The sequence below is a fragment of the Bradyrhizobium sp. USDA 223 genome (assembly GCF_044909005.1).
In the GTDB taxonomy this organism is placed as follows: domain Bacteria; phylum Pseudomonadota; class Alphaproteobacteria; order Rhizobiales; family Xanthobacteraceae; genus Bradyrhizobium; species Bradyrhizobium yuanmingense.
The window spans coordinates 321,757-343,326 of the sequence record NZ_JBIYDR010000001.1; the positions used below are offsets into that span (position 1 = coordinate 321,757).

General features: G+C 56.8%; 15 protein-coding genes. 4 read left to right on the top strand and 11 right to left on the bottom strand.

What is annotated here, in order from left to right; genetic code table 11:
* Window positions 1-4 precede the first annotated feature (4 nt).
* Entirely contained in the window at window positions 5-1,738 is a 1,734-nt protein-coding gene (araD, locus tag ABIA40_RS01365; RefSeq protein WP_404538411.1) for an L-arabinonate dehydratase, read from the top strand.
* 330 nt (window positions 1,739-2,068) lie between these two features.
* Here the strand turns inward: araD and ABIA40_RS01370 are convergent, their stop codons facing one another.
* The 9 genes from ABIA40_RS01370 to ABIA40_RS01410 all read right to left on the bottom strand — a co-directional run bounded on the left by ABIA40_RS01370 (window position 2,069) and on the right by ABIA40_RS01410 (window position 13,415).
* Window positions 2,069-3,208 (bottom strand): ABC transporter substrate-binding protein, encoded by a 1,140-nt coding sequence (locus ABIA40_RS01370; RefSeq protein ID WP_404538413.1) that lies wholly within the window; start codon window positions 3,206-3,208, stop codon window positions 2,069-2,071.
* A 691-nt stretch (window positions 3,209-3,899) separates the two neighbouring features.
* Window positions 3,900-4,949, bottom strand: a complete 1,050-nt coding sequence (locus ABIA40_RS01375; protein WP_404538416.1) for an NADP-dependent oxidoreductase — start codon at window positions 4,947-4,949, stop codon at window positions 3,900-3,902.
* A gap of 97 nt (window positions 4,950-5,046) precedes the next feature.
* Window positions 5,047-5,733, bottom strand: a complete 687-nt coding sequence (locus ABIA40_RS01380; protein WP_404538419.1) for an SDR family oxidoreductase — start codon at window positions 5,731-5,733, stop codon at window positions 5,047-5,049.
* Between the two features lie 86 nt (window positions 5,734-5,819).
* Window positions 5,820-6,668: a CmcJ/NvfI family oxidoreductase gene (locus ABIA40_RS01385; protein ID WP_404538422.1), complete on the bottom strand. Its 849-nt coding sequence runs from the start codon at window positions 6,666-6,668 to the stop codon at window positions 5,820-5,822.
* A 341-nt stretch (window positions 6,669-7,009) separates the two neighbouring features.
* The gene (locus ABIA40_RS01390; protein WP_404538424.1) at window positions 7,010-8,113 is read right to left on the bottom strand and encodes a DUF2817 domain-containing protein; all 1,104 of its coding nucleotides are present in this window, start codon (window positions 8,111-8,113) and stop codon (window positions 7,010-7,012) included.
* Between the two features lie 442 nt (window positions 8,114-8,555).
* A complete protein-coding gene (locus ABIA40_RS01395; RefSeq protein WP_404538427.1) occupies window positions 8,556-9,719 on the bottom strand; it encodes a M24 family metallopeptidase in 1,164 nt (387 codons plus the stop codon).
* A gap of 799 nt (window positions 9,720-10,518) precedes the next feature.
* Window positions 10,519-11,691: a M24 family metallopeptidase gene (locus ABIA40_RS01400; protein WP_404538430.1), complete on the bottom strand. Its 1,173-nt coding sequence runs from the start codon at window positions 11,689-11,691 to the stop codon at window positions 10,519-10,521.
* A gap of 21 nt (window positions 11,692-11,712) precedes the next feature.
* Window positions 11,713-11,997 (bottom strand): hypothetical protein, encoded by a 285-nt coding sequence (locus tag ABIA40_RS01405; RefSeq protein ID WP_404538432.1) that lies wholly within the window; start codon window positions 11,995-11,997, stop codon window positions 11,713-11,715.
* A 224-nt stretch (window positions 11,998-12,221) separates the two neighbouring features.
* Window positions 12,222-13,415, bottom strand: coding sequence for a M20 family metallopeptidase (locus ABIA40_RS01410; protein WP_404538435.1), 1,194 nt, complete (start codon window positions 13,413-13,415; stop codon window positions 12,222-12,224).
* A gap of 728 nt (window positions 13,416-14,143) precedes the next feature.
* Here ABIA40_RS01410 and ABIA40_RS01415 point away from each other — a divergent pair.
* Window positions 14,144-15,628, top strand: a complete 1,485-nt coding sequence (locus ABIA40_RS01415; protein ID WP_404538438.1) for an NAD-dependent succinate-semialdehyde dehydrogenase — start codon at window positions 14,144-14,146, stop codon at window positions 15,626-15,628.
* Between the two features lie 310 nt (window positions 15,629-15,938).
* Here the strand turns inward: ABIA40_RS01415 and ABIA40_RS01420 are convergent, their stop codons facing one another.
* A complete protein-coding gene (locus tag ABIA40_RS01420) occupies window positions 15,939-16,352 on the bottom strand; it encodes a hypothetical protein (RefSeq protein ID WP_404538441.1) in 414 nt (137 codons plus the stop codon).
* An 816-nt stretch (window positions 16,353-17,168) separates the two neighbouring features.
* Between ABIA40_RS01420 and ABIA40_RS01425 the strand changes: the two genes are divergently transcribed.
* A complete protein-coding gene (locus tag ABIA40_RS01425; RefSeq protein WP_404538444.1) occupies window positions 17,169-18,185 on the top strand; it encodes an alpha/beta hydrolase family protein in 1,017 nt (338 codons plus the stop codon).
* Window positions 18,186-18,428: 243 nt separating this feature from the next.
* On the opposite strand, the gene ABIA40_RS01430 is transcribed toward ABIA40_RS01425, so the two are convergent.
* A complete protein-coding gene (locus ABIA40_RS01430) occupies window positions 18,429-18,911 on the bottom strand; it encodes a MarR family winged helix-turn-helix transcriptional regulator (protein ID WP_404538447.1) in 483 nt (160 codons plus the stop codon).
* Window positions 18,912-19,376: 465 nt separating this feature from the next.
* Between ABIA40_RS01430 and ABIA40_RS01435 the strand changes: the two genes are divergently transcribed.
* Window positions 19,377-20,912 carry a porin gene (locus ABIA40_RS01435; RefSeq protein WP_404538450.1) on the top strand — a complete coding sequence of 512 codons (1,536 nt, stop codon included), beginning with the start codon at window positions 19,377-19,379 and terminating at the stop codon, window positions 20,910-20,912.
* The last annotated feature ends 658 nt before the right edge of the window (window positions 20,913-21,570 follow it).

A 21,570-nucleotide genomic window follows, 5' to 3' on the forward strand; every position in this document is an offset into this window, starting at 1 on the left:
CATCATGACGAAGAAGACACCAGATCAGCTGCGCAGCGCGCGGTGGTTTGCGCCTGACGACCTCCGATCCTTCACTCATCGCTCCCGAGTGATGCAGATGGGTTATGCGCCCGAAGAATGGAAGGGGCGACCGATCATAGCAATCATCAACACCTGGTCAGACGTGCAGCCATGCCACATGCACTTCAAGAGTCGCGTCGATGATGTCAAGCGCGGTGTGCTCATGGCTGGCGGCCTTCCCGTCGAACTGCCAGCCCTTTCACTTTCTGAATCGCTGCTAAAACCGACCACGATGCTCTATCGCAACATGCTGGCGATGGAAACCGAGGAACTGCTGCGCAGCCATCCGATTGACGGCGTGGTGCTGATGGGCGGTTGCGACAAGACCACCCCTGCGCTGCTCCTCGGCGCGACCAGCATGAATTTGCCTGCAATCTACCTGCCTGCGGGCCCGATGCTTCGCGGCAATTGGAAGGGCAAGACGCTTGGCTCGGGCTCGGACGTCTGGAGATACTGGGACGAGCGTCGTGCCGGAAAGATTTCCACTGGCGACTGGACCGACATGGAGGCAGGAATTGCCCGCAGCCACGGTACCTGTATGACCATGGGCACGGCCTCCACTATGACCGGCATAGCCGAGGCGATCGGGATGACGCTCCCCGGGGCATCCTCGATCCCAGCAGCGGACGCCAATCACGTCCGCATGGCATCCGAATGCGGCCGCCGCATCGTCGATATGGTGTGGGAGGATCTCACGCCGAACAAGATCCAGAGCCGCCAAGCCTTTGAGAACGCGATCGCAGTAGCAATGGCAATGGGATGTTCGACGAATGCTATTATCCATGTGATCGCGCAAGCCCGTCGCGCCGGCCAAGATATAGGGCTCGACGACTTTGAAGCGACGAGCCGCAACGTACCCGTAATTGCCAATGTGCGACCCAGCGGTGATTCCTATTTGATGGAAGATTTCTTTTACGCCGGCGGCCTGCCCGCCCTGATGAGCCATATCAGAAAGCATCTGCATCTCGACTGTCTCACGGTGAACGGCAAGACCATCGGTGAAAATATCGCAGGTGCGGAAGTCCATAATGACGATGTTATCCGCACTGTCGAGAACCCGATCTATAAGGAAGGCGCACTTGCCGTACTCAAGGGCAATCTTGCGCCTGATGGCTGCGTGATCAAACCATCAGCTTGCGATCCGCGCTTCCTTAAGCATACGGGACCCGCGCTGGTGTTTGATGATTATGCGACCATGAAGAAGGCGGTCGATGATCCCGATCTCGAGGTCACCGCCGATCACATCTTAATCTTGCGCAATGCGGGTCCCCAAGGTGGACCGGGCATGGCAGAATGGGGCATGCTACCTATCCCAACTAAACTCCTGAAGCAAGGAGTGCGCGACATGGTTCGAATTTCGGATGCGCGCATGAGCGGCACCTCTTATGGGGCTTGCATTCTACATGTCGCGCCGGAAGCATATGTTGGCGGCCCCCTATCTCTGGTGAGGAACGGCGACCGTATTACGGTCGATGTGGCTGCGCGCTCCATTAATCTTGAAGTGCCGGAGAACGAGCTGGCAAGGCGCCGTGCCGATTGGAAACGGCCGCAGCGCCGATTCGAGCGCGGATATGGCTGGATGTTCTCCCGTCATATCAAGCAGGCCAATGAGGGTTGCGATTTCGATTTCCTGGGAACGGATTTTGGCGGCCCAGTGGAGGAGCCATCCATTTATTAGAGCCTCCTGTGGAGGACTCCCCACTTTTGCAGTCGGTCGGCCAGATAGTGTGGGAGCGACTTCGGCGGTGTCTCGCCCCCTGGCTCAGGGACGCCGAGGTTTAGCTCTGCAGCCGGGGCACGGAACGGAGTGGGGCGATCCCGTAGCTGAGATTGTCATCAGAATGCGTCGTAGTAGTTGGCGCATTCGCCTAGCGCTCAGCTATCCCAGGCGTTTTCGCCGGCTTCTGCAATAAACGGTAAGTTTGCGGAATGTTCTGCGAGCGCAAGCCCAAAGAGTCGTTCTCTTGTGACCGCCGCGAGGCAGCGCCGAGCGAAGCCCGCTAGCGACTTATCCTGCCCGCCAGGCCAGCCAACGCTCTTGGAGACGCTCCAGATTAGTCTTGCCGTCAGGTCGTTTCGCCGCGAGCCAAGCAGAGTCCTCGACGATAGCTTTTGAACCGTTGTCTGGATTGACGCTGACCTGCTCAACCACATCTGACGGCAGATACTTGAGCTGGTTTGCATTTGGCCCGGGATAACCCGTACCCTGAAGGTATCCGGCCGCAATCTGCGCGCGGTTGAGGAAAGCTATCATCATTTGAGCGTTCGCAGTATTAGGGCCGCCCTTCAGAATCGTCGCGTACGCGTGCACTAGATAGGCCCCATCCCAAACAATTTTGATCGGCGCGCCCTGTTTGATCGCACTGATCGCGCGGCCGTCGTATGCGCTGGTCAATGCATATTCCTGGTTGATCAGGAGTTGGGGCGCTTCTCCGCCGGCGTTCCACCATTTGGCAACATACGGTTTGATCTCATCCAGCTTTTTGAACGCACGATCTAGCTTGTCATCGCTCAGCGGCCAAATATCGCTGTGTGGAACACCATCGGCGAGGAGCGCAAACGGAAGATTGCGCTTAGCCTCGGGAGCAAAGAGCCCACGCCGTCCCGGAAACCTCTTTACGTCCCAGAAATCCACCCAGTTTTTTGGGCCGCCTTTCGGAAAAGCGCGCTGATCATAGGCAAGCAGGAGCGCCGACGAAAATGCTACAACTGCGTCCTGGAGACGAGTGTGTGGCGGTGAACCCTCAAGCGATTCCCGATCCCAGAGACTGTAATCTATCGGGACAAACATCCCAGCTTCATGCATTGCTGGGTAGTTCGCCGCCGCAATACCAGTGGCAATGTCCCACTCGACTTTGCCCGCGTGAAACATCGCCCGCACCCCTGGCTCGGGGAAATCGGCGACCACATCTACAACCGTTATTCCTGTCGCCTTCGTGAACGGCTCGTAGACATACCGCCTGACACCTTCGGTGAAAGTGCCACCATAGCTGAAAACGACGACTTCACCGCTGCCGGAGAGCCGCTCCTGGGCCCAAGCCGTCGTCGCATTCGCAACAAAAGGTAGGCTCAGTAAGGCCGCTGTTGACTGAAGTAGTGAGCGTCGGCTCAGATCAAGCGAAGTGCAGCTCGAGTGCTCATTACCCATGACGTCCCTCCCATGAAATAGAACTACATTGTTGCCCCGTCATTTTCTGCCAGCGATGCCGCTCATAATTCGACAACTCGACGAAACACCTGAGCGATGCATGGGCATCACTCTTGAGAACTGTGGCATCATCGGCGACGAACGTCAGGGGTTCTGTTCATGGGCCTGGTCGCGTCACCCTGAAAGCTCGTAAGTCTTTTGGCGGGAGCCTTGACTCGGCTAGGAAAGGCTAGGGCAGGGCGAGAGTCGAAAAGCCTCGAAAAACGGCCGGGTGTCGAATGAATTCTGCAAAATGAAAGGAATTTTCCAACATTTGCGGACGATCAACCGGTTGTGCATTGCCACTTGGCTTATCGCAACCATGCTCGCCGCTACGGACGGCGTGCTCATGTGCTGCGCCGTAAAGTTCTAGCTAGTTGAGACCCAAGTAAGGCTTGAGCAGCCAGTGTCCGGCACGACAACCTGCGAAGGTCCGTAAACGCTTAAGCAAAATCGGTGAGGGACATAGATCTTGAAGGGGTGAAGGACGACGTAGACCGCCATCCCTACACGTGTGTGACGCTTGGGCTGCTCTTGGATGCGCCGCAATCCGCAGTCGGTCCCCAGCTATGGAGGTCGGGCTTCAACCGCGTTTGCTGTATCCCTCACATCGGACGAATGCGTAAAGGGTTGTCGCTAGGCCTGCAATTCCTCAAACTTGCCCGAGCGTCGGATCGAGGCTCAGTTGCACCAACATTTTCCCAAAATTGTCGCCTCGAAGCATCTGGGCGAAAGCGGCTGGAATGACCTCCAACCCCTGACGTATGTCCTCGCGGTACTTGATCTTCCCCGCAGCCACGAGCGGCCCGACATAGGCGAGCATCTCTTCATGATGGCTCGCGGCGAAGTCGCCTACTGAGAGATTCTTCACCCTGACGCCGCGCGAACTAAAGACCGGCTCGCCCAACTTCATCAGCATCGCGCGGCTGTCGCGGCCGGCCTCTTCGCCATAGTGCGCAATCAGGCCGCAGATGGTCATCCGCGCAGCCGCATTGAACAGCGGCAGCACCGCCTCAAAGATTTTGCCTCCTACATTCTCGAAATAGACGTCGATGCCGGCGGGGCAGGCGGCAGCTAGATCTGCGGGCAGGGTAGGTGATAAGTGGGACACGCAAGCGTCGAAGCCAAGCTCATCAGTGACGAACCGGCATTTCGTATCGCGCCCAGCAATCCCGACCACTCGCGCGCCACGCTGCTTAGCGAGCTGGCCTGCTATCTGTCCGACTCCACCAGAGGCCGCGGATACCACGACCGTGTCTCCTGCCTTCGGGGATGCCAGCAGGTCCATTCCGGCGTAGGCGGTTAGCCCTAGCATGCCGAGTACACCAACAGCATGTGAGATGCGCGAGGACTCGTCCAGCTTGCGAGGGACCATATAGTTCGGCCGCCAAACATCCTTGCCCATCAAGCCATACTCTGCCCAGCCGTTGGTATTGAATACGAAGTCACCGGGGGCGAAGCCATCCATCCGGCTCCTGACGACCTGCGATACAGTGCGCGCATGGCAGGGCGCGTCGACGGGTTCTATCCGCTGCTGCTTGTAGTACCACTGATAAGGATCCAGAGAGACATAGATCGTGCGCGTCATCGCCTGCCCTGGGCCAGGGGTCGGGATTTCGCCCTCCTTCAGCACAAACGTGTCTTCCTGCGGCCAAGCCGGCAAGGGCCCTTCGGCCAAAGCCCAAAACCGGTTCATCGTCATTCGCTGTTGGACTCCCTGACGTTCTCGTCTCTGAAACCTTAGCTGTCGCTGGTGATTGTTGCCGTTGGTTCGCGTAGCTGGTGGAAGCTTCTCGGGCTCACCAACGGATCACAACGCCACGGTAGTCTTGGAATACCCCGCTAGTAGCCGGCGTGAGCTCTGCGATTCGGCGGATGAGCTCGCGCGCACACTCGCCCGCCGAGATGTAAGCCGTTTGGCCGCTGACCATTTCAGTTTGCACCCAGCCTGGATTCAGCAAACCCACGAGAATCCCGTCACAAGCCCATTCGCGCGATAGACCCCTCATACCGTTGTTCAGTGCCGCCTTCGACGCTCGATAGGCATATCTGCCGCCTGTAGCGGTGCTCGTCGATCCCATAATGCTGGTCAAGGCCACAAGCTTCTTCTCTTTGCTGCGCTTTAAGCTCTCGTGTAGCGCCTGAGAGATGAGCATGGGGCCGAGAGCATTGACCCGCAATGTAGTCATCCAGCCCTCGGCGTCGATACGGTCCGCCGAAAGGCCGCTGATTCCTGCATTGTTGATGAGAATGTCGATTGGCTGATCGTCAAGTTGACCTTTGAGCGCCGCGATCGAGGTCTCATCGGCAACATCGAGCTGCATAATCCGTACGCGATTGCCCGACGCGGCAGCCAGCTCCTTGAGGGCGTCAGCGCTTGACGGAGTACGGCAGCAGGCGATGACCTCAGCGCCCTCGGCCACATACTGCCGCGCGAGCTCGAGGCCGATGCCTCGGTTCGCGCCCGTGATCAGAACTGTAGTCATCTAGGAAAGTCCTCCACGTCTTGTGGGGCGCTAAGCTGGGCATTCGCACCAGAATGGACTGAAATTGCCGTAGCAAGCTCGGCCACTCAGGCGTAGTAGACGTAGAAGCGCGCCTCCATACTTTCACGCGGTTGAGCATCGCGACACGCCCGGCGGTTGTCAAAGCCTGTGTGAGCAGCACGAGCATTACAGTTTTCTTCGGAATCATAGCCTTTAAAAAGAATGAGCTCGTCCGGGGTCATCCTGGGGAAGTAGTACCACCGATGAAGGGGACTATAGTGGAGCAAACAACTCTTCCAGTCTGCGCCAATATCCGAAATGTAGTCATGAACCAAAATGTCCGTATCAAGCACGGTAGAGTAGTCGCACAAAGCCAAAGGATTGTCCTGAGGCGGCGGCGAAACGGCGCGCCAGGCTTGAATGATCATCAGGCGTGAATACGACCGGATCGGAAGGCCCTGCACGTGGTTCTCACGGGCCGCAAGCATAGGGGCGGAGATCGGCGCATAATCAATGTGAGCCATCCCAGCAGTTCCCCTTACTCCGGCAGCGGTGCTTTTGGCCGCCGAACGAACAATTATACCATCTCGTTTCGGCACCACCCACGATGCGCCGAAATAATCCTTGAGAAACGGAACCATCTCCTCCAGATATCTATCGCCGAAAACCTCCGCATCGCGCTCCTTTGCGCAGGAAGTCTTGTGTTGAACGAGAGCGAAGCCTTCCCTGTCGAGGGACAAATCGTTTGCGATCGGTCGCGCATTGCGAATAGTGACTTCATGGCTGACCATAGCGATGTTTTCATACCTCGGGAAAAACACCTCCGGAGCTTTCTCCTCAGGTGAGCGCCGAGCAAAAGCCATCTCACCTTGAACGCACTCGAGTCCTTCGCGGTCACCTGGTATTGTTGAGCAAGCTCGCGCAGTGCTTCCCATGGCTGCTATCTCCCTAGTCCCGGCACTTGTTTTAGCTTGGTTAGGAGCATAAGCGACGAACGAGCGCTAATGGCCGTGAAAAGCCCCCCGGCCGCGCAGGAGTGCTGCAAATAACTGCCGAATTGCGCTCGTTATTTGCGGGTATATTCAATATGTGGCTTGATCTGCGCGAGACCCGTTGCTGTTTCTGAACTCACCGGTGGTGCCTTGATCGCTCACCCTCCGGTCGTAGCGCGAAGTGATGCCAAGTGGGCGCCCTATATCAGCGGCGTGTTTACACGAGTTAGCTCGCTATTCAGCCCCATCCATCTAGCCTTTCTGCAAATTGCCCGCGGACTGAACTAAACGACTGACGAAAGGGCTTCGACGGCTTGCCGGTGCACTTGGTGCGACCTCCAAGCCACCATCTCCTTCCAATCTGAGTGTTGTGGATAGTAGTAGAGCTTGGACTCATTCCGAATTTGGCGCCCCAGCTCCGAATTAGCTTCTTCTGGCCGATGCGTGAACAACCATAGGTCATTCCGTACTGTCTGCCATGCCTGCGCAACATCGTACGTCCCAAATTCAAGGGCAATGTAGGTGTGCCGATTGCCCAAGCTCCGTGCCCAAAACTCGTCTTGGGTACCGTTCAAGGCGACTGAAGAAGACGTCCCCAACACTGGTGACGTCACAGATGCGCCAAAGATGGCTCGTGCTCGCTCAAAGCCGGGCAGTCCCGATGGCTGCTCACATTGCAATTCGCCATACCCGTAGGGTCCCAGGCCGGTGTGATAGTCAATGATGACGACCTGATCACGCCCCGTGATCTCATAGTCGATAAGGATACGCTCAAGAGTTCGCCTGGCCTCCGTCGGCCCATTGCCTCCATACGACATGCCGCCGGGCCTGGTGTATTGCCCTGAGGACCGTGCTTGACGGTATTTCTGCAGGCCGTGCTTGGAGCTAAACGCGGTGAGAACGGCATCCGCTTGCCTTATTCCCTCAGCTGAATTGTCGATCGGAACGAGATGCTCGTGCAACTCCTCGTAGGCCTGGTTGGGTGGGAGTGGCTTTGAAAAATCGACGAAGTTTCGATTCAGGTCGCAACCCTCTGCAGTCACTCGACGGTCCCACGCAAATCCGTAGCAATTCAGCGCATGGATAAAAAGCACGGCCGCTGAGGGGGCAAGCCGGTCCTGCAATTTGGCCTGCAAGAACGAGAGTTGCGCGGCAGATCCGCAATACCCCTCGGGGCCATGCACCGCGGAAACGAGGACCAAAAGCTTCTTGGCATCCGGACGGCCAAAGTAGGCTGTGTCCGTGAAGAGAGCCTCCCCTGAAGGCCCCCTCGTGCTGCACGGATAGGGCTTCGAATCTGGAGCCGCCGCCAAGAATTTCTGCCTAGCTTCAAAATAGCTGTTCGAAAAGATCAGGGGGATCATTTGCTTTGCGCCATCAAGGGTCATTGCGCGAACTTTCCACTTTCATTTTCGGTTGGGCGAACGGCGGTCAACAGTTCAGGAATGGTCCGAACAGTGCCGTGAGGAGCGGTGAATAGATAGTTCGTCATCTTATATTGACGCTCTTTGTGGGCGCACTGCTTTGGAGTTCCATGTCGGATAGGCTCAGCTTAACACACACAGCGCAATCGATAGAAAGCGCGGCGAGGCATTCTGTTGCTGCTTAATCGAGAGGCCAACGAAGCTGCGCCGCAATAGCATCCCATCATCGAGTACCCAAATTGAGCCCCTCACGTTCTCGGGTGATCAGTCGATAGTTGCTGCCGCCGCCCGATTGTTAGTGCTCCTAAGTGAAAAGCCGCGACGGTCCAAACACCTGCACTGCGATGCGACGCGACCTGAATAGCGCGTCACTCCTTTTCCCAAGAACAACCATAGCCCGCTCGATTCATTTGCAAAAGAGCGTGTGCTGTGTATTGCCGAGTATCTCTGCGCCGCGATCCGTCACCAGGACTTGCTCACTACACCCAATCAGGCGACCGCTTTCCCCGAACAGAATGACCGGCATGTGTAGGGTCATACCGGCCTCGAGAATATCCTTTGCACCCGGTTCCAGGCTTAGATTGCCGCGCCCGCCCCAATGGATGCCTGTTTGATACCCAGTCCGGTGCCGAAAAGCTCGTGAGCGCTTAGACCGCTCGACTACATTACGTGCAGCGGCATCGACTGATTCCGCGGTTACACCCGACTTGATTGCGGTCAGGGCGGCTTCCAAGGCCTCTACCGAGAGCGCATGCAGGGCTTCGGTCTCGGGATGCCGTCCAAGCACAGCGCAGCGAACGATCCCTGATGCGTAACCGTACTTTGCGCCGCCGATTTCCATGAAGGCGGGCTCGTTATTCTTGATCGAGTGGCGGGTCGGAAGTCCATGCGGCAACTTCGTTCGTTCACCGAATAAGATGTTTGTCGAGCTAGTCCAAAGCTCCCCGCCAGCTCTGCTGACCTCCTCCGCAATGATCCTGGCAATCTCCACTTCACTGATACCGTCCCGAAGTGAGGTTTGGAAGGTTCGTACGGCAACATCGGTCATGGCCATCGCATCGCGCATGACCTGGAGCTCCAGCTCGCTTTTCACGGCCATAAGAGATGGGACAAGTCGAGTTGCATCGGCGACCTTCATCTCCGGGAGTTGCGCCTGGAGCGCGCTCACATCTGCTGGTGCCAGATTCCAACACCCAAGTTGGAGGCCTATTGTTCCCGCTTGAAGTCCATACTGCCGAAGGAGGTCGCCACATACTTTGGCAAAATCCACCTGGTGAGTGTAGGGAATGATGTTCTCGATGCAACTCTCTGCGCGGACGGCAAGCTCATCGTACTCCCGAACAACATAAGTCGGGGCGCGGCCGGGGGCGAGAATTAGAGGAAATGGCCTGAAATAGCCGCCTTGCCCGTTGTATCCAGTGAGGTACCGAAGATGATGATGGGCGGTGACCAGGAGTGCGTCAAGTTTGGCACGCTCCATAGCCTTAAGCACATTCTCCTGCCGCTTCTGGTACTCGGATTTCGGGAACGGGTAACCTGTGAAGGGAATCGGCGAGGATGTTGTGCTCATGCGGTTACCTCCAAACTAAAGTTAGCCATGCCGTTTCAGTAAATGACCTCGTCCGAGGCTTCGACTGTCTTGGTCGTCTGGCACCTGTTGAAGCCCTAGTCTCGATAAGGCCCAAGTATCCCAAGGATAGAGTGTCGAATCCGCCCAAAATCCGCAATAAATATAGAGAAGGGGCTAAAAGTCTGCGTTAGTTGCCCCAAAGTAGCACGTTTCCTCCAAGCCACCTCCGTGGATGCATTCGACGGTCAACTCAACGGTGCCCACGTCGGCGGCGAATACCCGAAGCGGTCCGCGAGGGCATGCAGCTCACGAGGGTTACGCGTTCTCGCAAGCGGCATCGCAAGCCAATCGGTTCGCGCCTTCAAAGCTTGCCCGTGAGATCCTACTCCTTGATCGGCCCCGAAGAGCCCATTCCGTACGGCTCTATCGCTCGCTCGGCTGCTGTACTGCCGAGCGGCAAGTAACGCCGCACATGCGCTTTCCCGCGATGATTGAATTTGGCGCCGTCGAAGCGGGTCTTTTAGGCCGCGCTCGCAAGATGTCGTCGGCCCGCGATGGTTGCGTAGCAATATGCTGCGGCTCGAGAATCCTGTGCTTCGGAAGCCTTCGCAATTGCAAGTGAGTCTCGCATAATCGTGTAGTTCAAGTTCAAAAACGGTGTAATGCTTGCCAGATCAACTCGTCACGTTCCTGCTTGACTTCGAAACTGAGCAGCGGCTGCGGTGAATTGGACCTCGGCGCGCCTCCGCCGAGGCGGCCTCTGACGGTCCACCTCGGAAGAAGTCGTGATTACGTTTATCTAAAGCTGGAACAGTTTCCGTGGCGCGCTCGTGAGTACCTCGACGCCAGAATCCGTGACGCGGAATGTCTCGCTGATGGCATACCCGAAATCCTCATCGATCCAGTTACCCAGCATCAGATGGAAAGTCATGTTCGGTTTGAGCTGTGTCATATCTCCATCCTTGATGCTTGCGGTAGGCTCAGTCCAATTGAGACCGATTGGATAGCCGGCGCGAGATTCCTTCTTGAGGCCAAATCCTTCGATCGTGCGATTGAAGGCATTGGCGATGTCGCTACACGTCGCGCCGGGGCGGACCGTGTTCAGTGCGGCCTCAAGACCTGCCACCTCTGCCTCATGTACCCGACGCAAACGATCAGATGGGACCCCGATCGAGAAAGTCCGCATGATTCCCGCACAGTAGCCATGACGCTTACCGCCGAGTTCAAGATTAATCTGCGAGCCGTTGCGAAAGACGTCGTCACTCCACGCAATATGCGCGGTGCCGGTTCGCGGTGAGGAGCACAGGCTAATCTGTGCGAGCGCGGTTCCGACCTTACCGTTGGCGCCACGCGCTAGCGTGCCGATGATTTCGGCGATTGCGTCAGCTTCCCGTACACCAGGACGGATCACATCAGCGGCACGCATGATTGCGGCATCGCTGATGGCGGCAGCTTCCCGCATTATCGTTAGCTCGAGATCGGACTTGACCATGCGGATCCAGTGCACCGTCTTGTCGCAATCCACAATTCTCGCTTTCGGAAGCCGCTTCTTGAACTTCTCTAGCACGCGTGCCGGCAAGTCAGCAGCCTGTTCAAGCCCTACGCTACGATTTGCAAGACCAAGCTCATGAATGCCATCGATGATCGCGTCGTAGCCGTCCTTCTCGGGATTGCCGATTAGATTTTCCGCATATCCGACCACGTAGCCGTGCTCAAGAAATGTCTGATGCAACGCCGCGGGCGCGTCCATGCGACGTAGGATGAAGGTCGGTTCCTCCTTGTGGGCAGAAATTACGAGCGCTTGAGGCACATACGCGGACTGCGCGGTGTATCCCGCAAGATAAGCAATGTTCGAGGCATGAAACACGACAAGCGCATCAACCTCGCGCTCCGCCATGTCGGACTTCACGGCGGAAAGCCTACGCATATACTCCGTCCTTGGGAAAGCCTGTAGTCCCTTGTTCAACGTCATTGTTTCCCTCCGTTGGGTTGGTTATCCGAGATAGGCATACGGTTGAGCGTGGTCCCGCGCCGCTTTATCTGCTCCTGGACTTTGAGCCGATTCGTGCTGCCCAAGCCAAGGCGAGTCCATGTCGCCGACCTCCGCGCGGGCACTGAGGTCGCGAAGCGTGCAATTGGCCGTCTCGTATTCTTCGAAGTCTAGAATCGTCGTCGGCGGATCGACAACTACCGTATGAAAGAGCTTGCGCGAAGCGCCGTGAGTGCTGACCTCGGTGTAGTGTGTCGTCTCCCCGATAGTGGTAGACATCGACTTCATCGGGAGTTTCGCCTCAGGAAGTGCCATATCCGCACGAACGTCAGCAACATCACTTGTCCATCACGCAACCCAGACAGATCGTCCGACGAAGCGGTAGCTAGCGATTCGGCCCGCAACAACTTTGCGCGCTTGGTTCGGGCAGCTTAGACGCTGCAAGCGCACGCAACAGATGGGGCTCATCAGGAAATCGCTGCCTTTCGGATTGATGCTCGAGGAGCTGATATTCATGGAGGATCTTTCGCGTTCAGCAGATCGAGGATGTATCTTACGGCAAGTTCCGTCGTCGGGATAATGAGCTCATCGGACACGCAAAACGTAGGGGTATGCACAAGTGAGTCATTGCCTGGTGCGCGGTTGCCGAACCAGAAGTAAATGGACGGGACACATGCCGAGTAGAAGCCGAAATCGTCGCTGCCGTTTGCTTCCTTCTTGCTCGTGAACGCCTCATGCCCGATCGTTCTTTCGACAAGTGCCTGAAAACGCCTTACCATCTCCGAATCGTTGACTACCGGAGGCTCACCTGTTCGAATAATGCATTCGGCGCGGCCGCGGTGCATCGCAGCAACTCCTTCTGCTACTTCGCGAACACGCTGGCACAGCAGCTCTCGGCGGTCCGGGCTTCGGGTCCTGATTGTCCCCTCCATGACGACCGATGGGCAGATGATGTTGGTCGCCATGCCACCATGGATCGTTCCGACTGTAACGATAGGGCCGTCGTCAACTGGCATCTCGCGCGACACCACCTTCTGCACTTCGTTGACGAAAGCGGCGGCGATGGCGATCGCGTCGATGCCCCTGTGTGGTGCAGTGCCATGCGCCATTTTGCCGTTGATCGTGAGCTTAAACTGATCTGCCGATTTGGTTATCGCGCCTTCGCGGGCGCCGAATATGCCGGCAGGAAGGTCGGGACTAACGTGAAGGCCTACGGCTCCGTCAAACCCTTCCAGCAGGTTTTGTTGTTTTACCGTGCGCCCTCCGAGCGGCTCGGCTTCCTCGGCGGGTTGAAAGAAGACGCGTACCTTGCCGGAAAAGTTGTTGCGCAGCCGGTGGAAGGCGAGCGCAGTGCCAAGCGCGATCGAGCCGTGCACGTCGTGACCGCACGCATGCATGACGCCATCTACTTGCGAGCGATAGGGAAGATCATTGCGCGCCTCTTGAATGGGCAGAGCGTCAATGTCGCCACGCAGGGCTATGGACCGGCTCGGGCCAAACGCAGTTCCTTCGATATCGATGTAGAGACCTGTGTTGTGGAAGGCCTTCGCCCCGCTGAGGCCGAATCGCGTCAATACGTCTCGAGTGCGGTGCTGTGTTTTCCATTCGGCGTTGGATAGCTCTGGCTCGCGATGCATATCGTGGCGCAGCTCGATTACAGCCTCGCGCTCGTCATATGATAGAAGGTTATTGGTGCCCCAGTTCATTCGGCATTGTCCTTCCCGATCGAGCTACAAAGATGAGAATAGCTGCTCATAAAAGATGAAAAAGACCAAGTTCCGCGTTTGACAAGTCAAATTCACGCTCAACAATTACGTTCGGCGCATTAATTCAACTTCAATTCAACTTCCCGATCAATGCACAACAACGACCGGCGTTGGGGACGTGCGACCTATCGGTAGCTTAAGACCGTAAGACTTTGCGTCTTTTCCAGCGCGCGGCCGCTCCGTCGCGCGAAAGCTGGACATTCACTGAGCAGCGTCAGTCCGGTGCCGCATCCAATTCCTAGTGTTGCGCTATCGCGTAGATCGGCAGCTCGCGCGGTTCTAATAATTTGCGGCAACCATTGTACACATCCTCTTAAGCGAGCCGCCGTTCGCTCACAGCAAGACGATCGGGATACAAACGGCGGTACCTTCGTTTTACGCTGCGCTGCCTCCTAACAGCAGAGCGTTAACCTATTCGGGTCGCGCCGCTTTCCCGAATATGTCCAAAATCGGTGAAATGGAGGCTGGGATTGCAGAGTTTCATCGTGCGGTTGGTCGATCACGCGGCGTTTTTGCGTCGCTTGCGGTCTATATGGTCTTTCTCGGGGCGAGCAAAATGGCGGTCCCTGCCGACGTGCTCCGGTTGGAGGTCTGCCCGTCAGCGGCGTGGGTTGCTTCCAGTTGCGGCTCGCGCCGATCCTGCCGCGTGCGCAAGAGAGAGATCGATTATGAACGTCCAATCGCATTTCGACCGTCCGTGTCAACTCCTCCGAGATCCATCGCTTCTCAGGAGTTCAGCTTTCGTTGGCGGCGAATGGATTGGCGCAAGTGATGCTGCCACTATGGCCGTTACAAACCCTGCAACCGGCGAGGATATTGCTTCGGTCGCAGCCTTGGGTATCCCGGAGACCCGACAAGCGATTGAAGTCGCGCAGAGTGCCTTCGCGTCTTGGCGCGCTTTGTCCGGGCGCGAGCGCGCGGAATACCTTGAGCGCTGGCACGATCTGATGCTTGCCAATCTTGAAGATCTGGCGGTGATCATGACGCTCGAGCAGGGTAAGCCGCTAGCTGAGGCGCGTTCCGAAATCCGCTATGGCGCTAGCTTCGTCAAATGGTTCGCTGAAGAGGCCCGCCGTGTTTATGGCGACATTATTCCTGCCCCTGCTATGGATCGCAGGATTCTTGCTCTGAAAGAGCCTGTCGGGGTGGCAGCCGCTATTACCCCTTGGAATTTTCCGAATGCAATGATTACCCGCAAGTGCGCACCAGCGCTTGCCGCGGGCTGCACAATCATTGTCAAACCTTCCGAACTGACGCCACTTTCGGCGTTGGCGCTGGCAGTGCTTGCGGAGCGAGCCGGCTTTCCTCGCGGTATATTCAACGTATTGACTGGGCTACCCGAAGTCGTCGGGGGCGAGCTCACCTCGAATCCTCGGGTACGCAAGGTGTCGTTCACAGGTTCGACCCGCGTCGGACAGCTCTTGATGAGGCAATGCGCAGACACCGTGAAGCGTGTAAGCTTGGAGCTCGGGGGCAATGCACCCTTCATCGTCTTTGACGATGCTGATTTGGATCTGGCGATCGCCGGCATTATGGCTAGCAAGTTCCGTAATGGTGGCCAGACTTGCGTGTGTGCAAACCGAATCCTGGTGCAGGATTCGATCTACGATAAAGTCGCCGATCGTCTCGCGGCGGAAGTCTCTCAGCTTGCGGTTGGCAATGGCCTTGACGAGGGAGTGTCGATCGGGCCGATGATCAACGAAGCCGGATTACGCAAGATTGAACGACATGTCGAAGACGCGCTTGGCAAAGGTGCTCAATTGTTGGTCGGCAGAGCCAAGGCCAACAATGGTCTGTTCGCATCTCCGAGCGTGCTCTCCAGTGCGAACGCCACGATGCAGCTCGCTCATGAGGAGACCTTTGGACCAGTGGCACCGCTGTTTCGGTTTGGCGAGGAGACGGAGGCGATCGAATTCGCGAACTCCACCACCTACGGCCTAGCCGCGTACTTCTTCACCCGTGATGTTTCGCGCTCTTGGCGTGTGGCCGAGCAGCTCGAGTTTGGGATGGTCGGACTGAACACCGGCATGATTTCGACGGAAGTTGCTCCATTCGGCGGCGTGAAGCATTCTGGGATCGGCCGAGAAGGCTCGAAATACGGAATGGATGAGTACCTTGAGGTGAAGGCTTTCCATGTTGGAGGGCTAAATTGACAGCTCACATCCGCCGCAAAATCCTCTATGTGGCTCACAAGCTCATAGCAGCGGCTGTTTAGAGACGAAGGACAAGCAGAAGAAGGACAAGCATTGGTATTGTGGCCCTGGGACTAGTCTGTGTGACGCCGTCATCGAGCCGAGATCATTGTGTATGCCAACGATCCGGCAAACGAAGAATAGTTGCGCATTTAGAACGCCTGGAGCGCTCTTCGCATCCGCGCCTGCAGGAGATCTTCAATAGAATGCAATATTGTGACATGCCTCTGCCATCGTTGGGCCAATGCGCCTTTGCAGGTAAAAGGCGCATTCAGGCTACGGACGCCATCGTTATCCGGCAAACGTCTGTAATGTCGTAGACAGGCAACCTAGCCATACGGCGGATCGCGGGCGCAGCCATCGGAAACCCCGCACATTCGAGGAGAATGGCCGCTATCTCAGGATGCGCTGCGCGCAGGCGCAATACGCAAGCAGTGACATCTGCCTCGATGGCGGCGACATCAACTGGTGGGGCAGGGCGCTTGAGTTCGTCGTGCCAGAACTTGCCTCCCTCAATGCCTCCGACCACAATCCTATCTCGTTGCATTGGATCATCGACACCAAGCAGGTCTTCACCGCAATGCGTCGAATCGTAGCTCAGAACAGCGATTTTGGCTGTTAGCGGAAGCTGGCGCAGCAACGCTGGCAAAAGCAGCAGGCTCGACAGGACGACAGGCACATCCACCGCGGCTGCCACCGCCGGTTGGTGCCGGAGGGAGAAGCCGCAGGTCGAGCTTATTGCAATAGCGCCGCGGTGTACAAGGCGCCGAGCGGCGGCGACGAAAGCGGGCTCCAGTCCTGGGGCGCCAGGCACCACGTTCTCTACCCACGCTCCCGAGACCGTTTCGCAGATGACCGGAAAATCGAAAGTCCCCGGATTCAGCATTGAGCCAGGAGGTGGCGCTGGCGGCTTGGCACCGTCCGGAACGCCGCGTTCGAGGGTCAGAATTCCAAGAGATTGAGTGGGATGCAATGTCATCCCAAAAGAATAGCCTCGCCTCGGGAAGGGATTCCGCCAAATTGCGGCTGATCTGGCCGAAATTCTGCGCTTGATGCTCAAACAAATGGAGGCGAAACGCAATCAAGCTCTTTAGCCGGCCTGCCGCCTCAAGCTGACGTTACCCGACCTATCGAGACGCCCATCAGCAGAAGGCTTTTGCGAGCGATGCCCGTGTAGTCGGCTCTAAAGTTAGGTTATCTCTACCTTGCCTCTGTTGCGCCAGACAGCCGGTAAGCTGCATTATGCTTCGATCCGAGCAGGATTTCGGCGATCCAGGGATGCACATCAGAGAACTTCGGCCCGCTGTGTCTCTTAATGTTTGCAGCGGGTCGAGTTTAGGCGAAGCTGGGAGAGCCGAGTTACCGAACATGGCGGCTCCAGTCAAGAACCGACTCTGAGCGGATCGGAGGATCCGAACCAAGGGGCGATTTGATGCTGTGCGCTGCATGGCCTCATGTAAGAGGCGATCTTGCGTCCACGCGGCGGGACGCCGAGGTCTTCTTGGATGATCTGGAAAGCAAGCCCGGGACCTTCGGTCAGCGGAGCTGGGGCGCTCGATGGGCAGATATTGGAGAGGCTCATCGCCTTGTTGGCGATCTCAATCTCAAAAACGGAGCCTTCTCCGAAGCGGTAGAAGCCTGGTTATGCGCGCTGACCGCGTTTGAGGTTGCCAAGCGGTTATTCCATGGCAGCGATCTCGCGCGTGAAGATGTTTTGGCCAAGGTCGAGGGCAGCCTTCAGCAGTTCGGGACTCTGGAGCAGAAGCTCGAGCAAGTGCGGATTTTATGCGACGATCAAATCGAACTTCCTGCGCTCTACTTCCTTGCTGGCCCTCACCACTCCACTCCGGCAGTGATCTGCATCAGCAGGGAAGACGAAACAGCAGCAGCACTCCTTGGGAGGCTATTGCCGGTTGTGGTTAATCGAGCGATCTCGGTTCTCGTTGTTTCTCACGACGACATCCCGGACCGCTGGCGCGGCGAATCGAATTTCTTACTGTCTTGTTGCTTGGACTTCCTTTCACTTCGGCCCGAGATTGATGCGACTCGGATTGGCGTTTATGGAGACGGGCTATGTGCGGCTCTAGCGACAAGTTTCGCTGCTTCTGACCGACGCATTAGTGCGGCGGTCTGCGATGGCGGCCTCTGGAATTGGGGACGGAATCTTGCATCGATCAGGTGGTTAACGGGTACCGCTAGTCAGATCGATGGAGAGGTGGAATTGGCCGCTCGCTCCAGTTTGGTGCGACAGTTGAGGTGCCCAATTCTGGTCGTGGCCGGCGGGGAAGGCACTGTCAGCGTACCGGAGGCGTTGAATCTGCGAGCTGACTGCGCCGCGGCATGCATTGATCTGGAGTTGCTTCTACCGCGGACGACGCGAACGCCGGCTGGCGACATCGAGAACTTCGTGACGTCCGATGATTGCATTTTCGGCTGGCTGGAGCGAAAGCTCACAGGGCAGTCCGTTTGCTCGTCATTGTCGCTGAAGCACGCAAGCGCCGCCGGGAGCTTGCTTTAAGGGGTGGCGAAAGGTGTTCGCGGACAGAGGGTGGCTCGAACAATTTTCTTGGAAACCAGATAGCCAGCTCGATCGAAGATGCCGCTATTAATCAAACGCGTTCTACAACTCGAAATTTTCCTATTCTGATACGGCTTGGTGCCGACACTTTCGCATCGGCTGCGGTAGGGTTCTAAGATCTCGACGGGTTCGGAGAGCGTCCAATCGGCTGTCGGTTCATAGGCGATGAATCGAATCGTTGCCTCACAAAATGCCCATGCTCAGCTTTTGTGACGCCAGCCGGCTGCTCTTGGCGATCGAAGTCAGCCGTTTGTTGAGGTAGGCTAGCGACTCCGCATCCAAGCCGCCAAATATCGTCGCGTTAAGAGCTTGTCGCTCGCTGGACAACCTCTCTATTTCACCCCGTGCTTTCTGAGTCAGTGATATCTGCAGGAATCTAGCATCCTCGGGGGATGTTATGCGCGTAAGTAGATCCAAGGCTTCGAGCTTTTTGGTTTGGTTCGTTACGAAAGCAGGATGGATGCGTAGCTTATTCGCAACCGCAATTCCCGGGACGCCGCGACCTTGATCAAGCTCGTCAATCGCCATCAGGATCAGCCACTGGGGTTCTGACAGTCCTAACTTCTCGGCCCAGCCCTTGTGTATTGCCTCCAGTTGGGAGTGGATCTCGACAATGTTCCAGATGAATTCCCTGGCAGCTCTATCGAGATGATCTTGTTCGGCCATTTTCGGTCCTTCCGACCACGGCGCGTCCGATAAGCGCTCTGTGATCTTCATACATAGGAGACACACCTATCTGCGATCAGCCGTCTCCAAAAGAACATATCAGGCATAGAGGTCATGAAATAAAAAATTGACTTATACAATTGATTACTGTTAGTAATCGGCCTCAGATCGTTTGAGGGTTCGTCCGACGATCATGCTCAACCTCCAAGTGGAACCTCTGGGATGCCCCCCGGAGGTTCTTTTTTGTTGCAGCGAATGGTGTGTTGCTCAATTGTGACATCGCTGGCCGAAATATCGATTACGTCAATTAATTAATTGCAGCAATTGCGTTCACAAACTAGACCTTGGTCTCGACGCGAGGGGGTCCTCGAAGTCGTTCCGTCAAGCGCCCCGCCCGGCGGGTGAGGCCAGCAGTAGCGGATCTTTGAAGGACGGAAACGAGGTTTCCAACTTGGAGGTTAATCGATGAAGTTGACCAGAAGTCTTTTGCTCGCTTCTGCGGCCGCATTTGCGGGTGCCGGGGCGCAGGGCGCCGATCTTCCAGTAAAGGCCAGGGCTATCGAGTATGTGAAGATCTGCTCGCTGTATGGCGCCGGCTTCTACTACATCCCGGGCTCGGATACATGCATCAAGCTGGGTGGTTATATTCGCGCCAACGTCGCGTTCGGTACGCAATCTGTGTTCTATGGTGCCGGCAACGGCCTTGGGGGTGCGCACAACCGCCTCAGCAACTACTACAGCAGTCAATCGCGTATTGATTTCAACGTCGATACGCGCACTGCGACCGAATACGGCGTGCTTCGTACGTATGCCGAGACGGTGTTCACGTGGTCTGCGGGCGGCTATGGGGGCACGGGTACAACCGCGATCAACGGCGCGACCGCGTACAACGGAAATAATCCAGCGGGTAGCGGAAGCGGCACAGTTGCTGGTGGTTCGCTCGGTGTCTATTACGCATTCCTGCAGTTTGCAGGTTTCACGATGGGCAGGGCGCAGTCGCAGTTCTCCTCACCCTGGACCAACTATCCCGGAAACGGCTTCGACCAACTGCCGGGCGGCGGCGGGTGGGAGGCTGTTGACCAGTTCGCCTATACTGCTGATTTCGGGCAAGGAATCACTGCCTCCTTCTCGGCCGAAAATCAGGTCACCCGCTCTACGACCAATATTTGGAATGTGAGTGGCGCGACGGCGACGGGTCTCGCCGCGGGTGCGTACGGTGCGGGTGACATCGGCGGTTCGCGAGCTCCTGACCTCGTCGCCCAGCTTCGAGTTGATCAGGCCTGGGGTCTTTTCCAGGCGTCGGTCGCCGCTCATGATAACCACGCTGCTTATTATGGTGCTGATGAAACGACCGGTCATCCGAGCGACAAGTGGGGATGGGCTACTCAACTGGCGTTGTCGATTAAGAACATCCCGACCGGGGCAGGTGACACGATCAACGTACAGGGCGTCTACACAAACGGCGCAAGCGCTTACAATTTCCATCCTTATACGTCCCTCACTTACGCCATGTACGGTGGGACGGGCGTGCCGGGTGCCTATCAGAGCGTCGGACTCGCTGGTGTGTCTGACTCTGTCTTTGTCGCCGGCGCCGGTCAGCAGTTGACCACAACTTACGGCTTCAATGGCGCCTACACCCACAACTGGAATCCAAATTGGAGTAGCGCGATCTATGGTGGTTGGGCTGCAGTCCGCTACAACAATACGGCCAAGGGGTACATCTGCGGTGCATTCGTCACGACGCTCGCACTCTCGAGCGGCCTGGCCGGCTGCAACCCGGACTTCAACTATTCGGCTGTTGGTCTCGTAACGCGCTGGACCCCGGTTAAGAATCTCGCGTTCTCGGCTGACATCGCTTACGTCATGCTTGACCAGAAATACGCGAGTGGAAGCACCGTGACGCTGCCGCTTCAGTCAGGCATCGCTAAGCCTGCTGCTGCTTATGAGCTGAAGGATCAGAACAGCCTGGTCTTGTTGCTGCGCGCTCAGCGGAACTGGTGATCTCTGTCTAACTGGTAGAAGGAGAAAGAAAGCGGCTCCAAGTCTAAGTTAAACCTCCAAGAAGGCCTCTGGTATGCCCACCGGAGGCCTTCTCAATATGCCCCCTTTGTATGCGTGCCGTCCCATCTGCAGCCACGAGCACGTCGAGGTGCGACCAACGAGTACTATCGGCGCTGCACGATGCGGGCGCCGACTCGTCCTCAGGCTGGATGTTTCAGAAGCTCCAGAACGATATTCGTTCGCCGATTCCGTCTAGTCGTTCCATTTACTGCTGCCCGAAATTCACATTTCTGCAATATCGAATTACTTGAATGAAGTGCCGCGCATCGCTCGCACCGGAATAGAAATTCACCTCGCAATCGTATTTGCCAGTTGGATTTGCTGCACACGCACTTCTTTACCTTACCCTGTGTGCCCGTCCTAAGCAAAATTCACTTCCCCAGTTTGTCCTTGAAAGGAGGTGGGCGCGCGCGTCCCAAGCGACGCGACGTGGAAAGGACCGACCGACGCTCAACGCTTGTCATGTACAGCATGCAACGGCCAAACGGAGTACGCGCGCGCCGAAGACGTGGCTCATTTCTCCATGAGGCCCCCTCGCAAGTCGGAGTTCCGTTCAAGGCGAACTGCAAACATAGTTCTCAGGATCCGCAATTGTGCT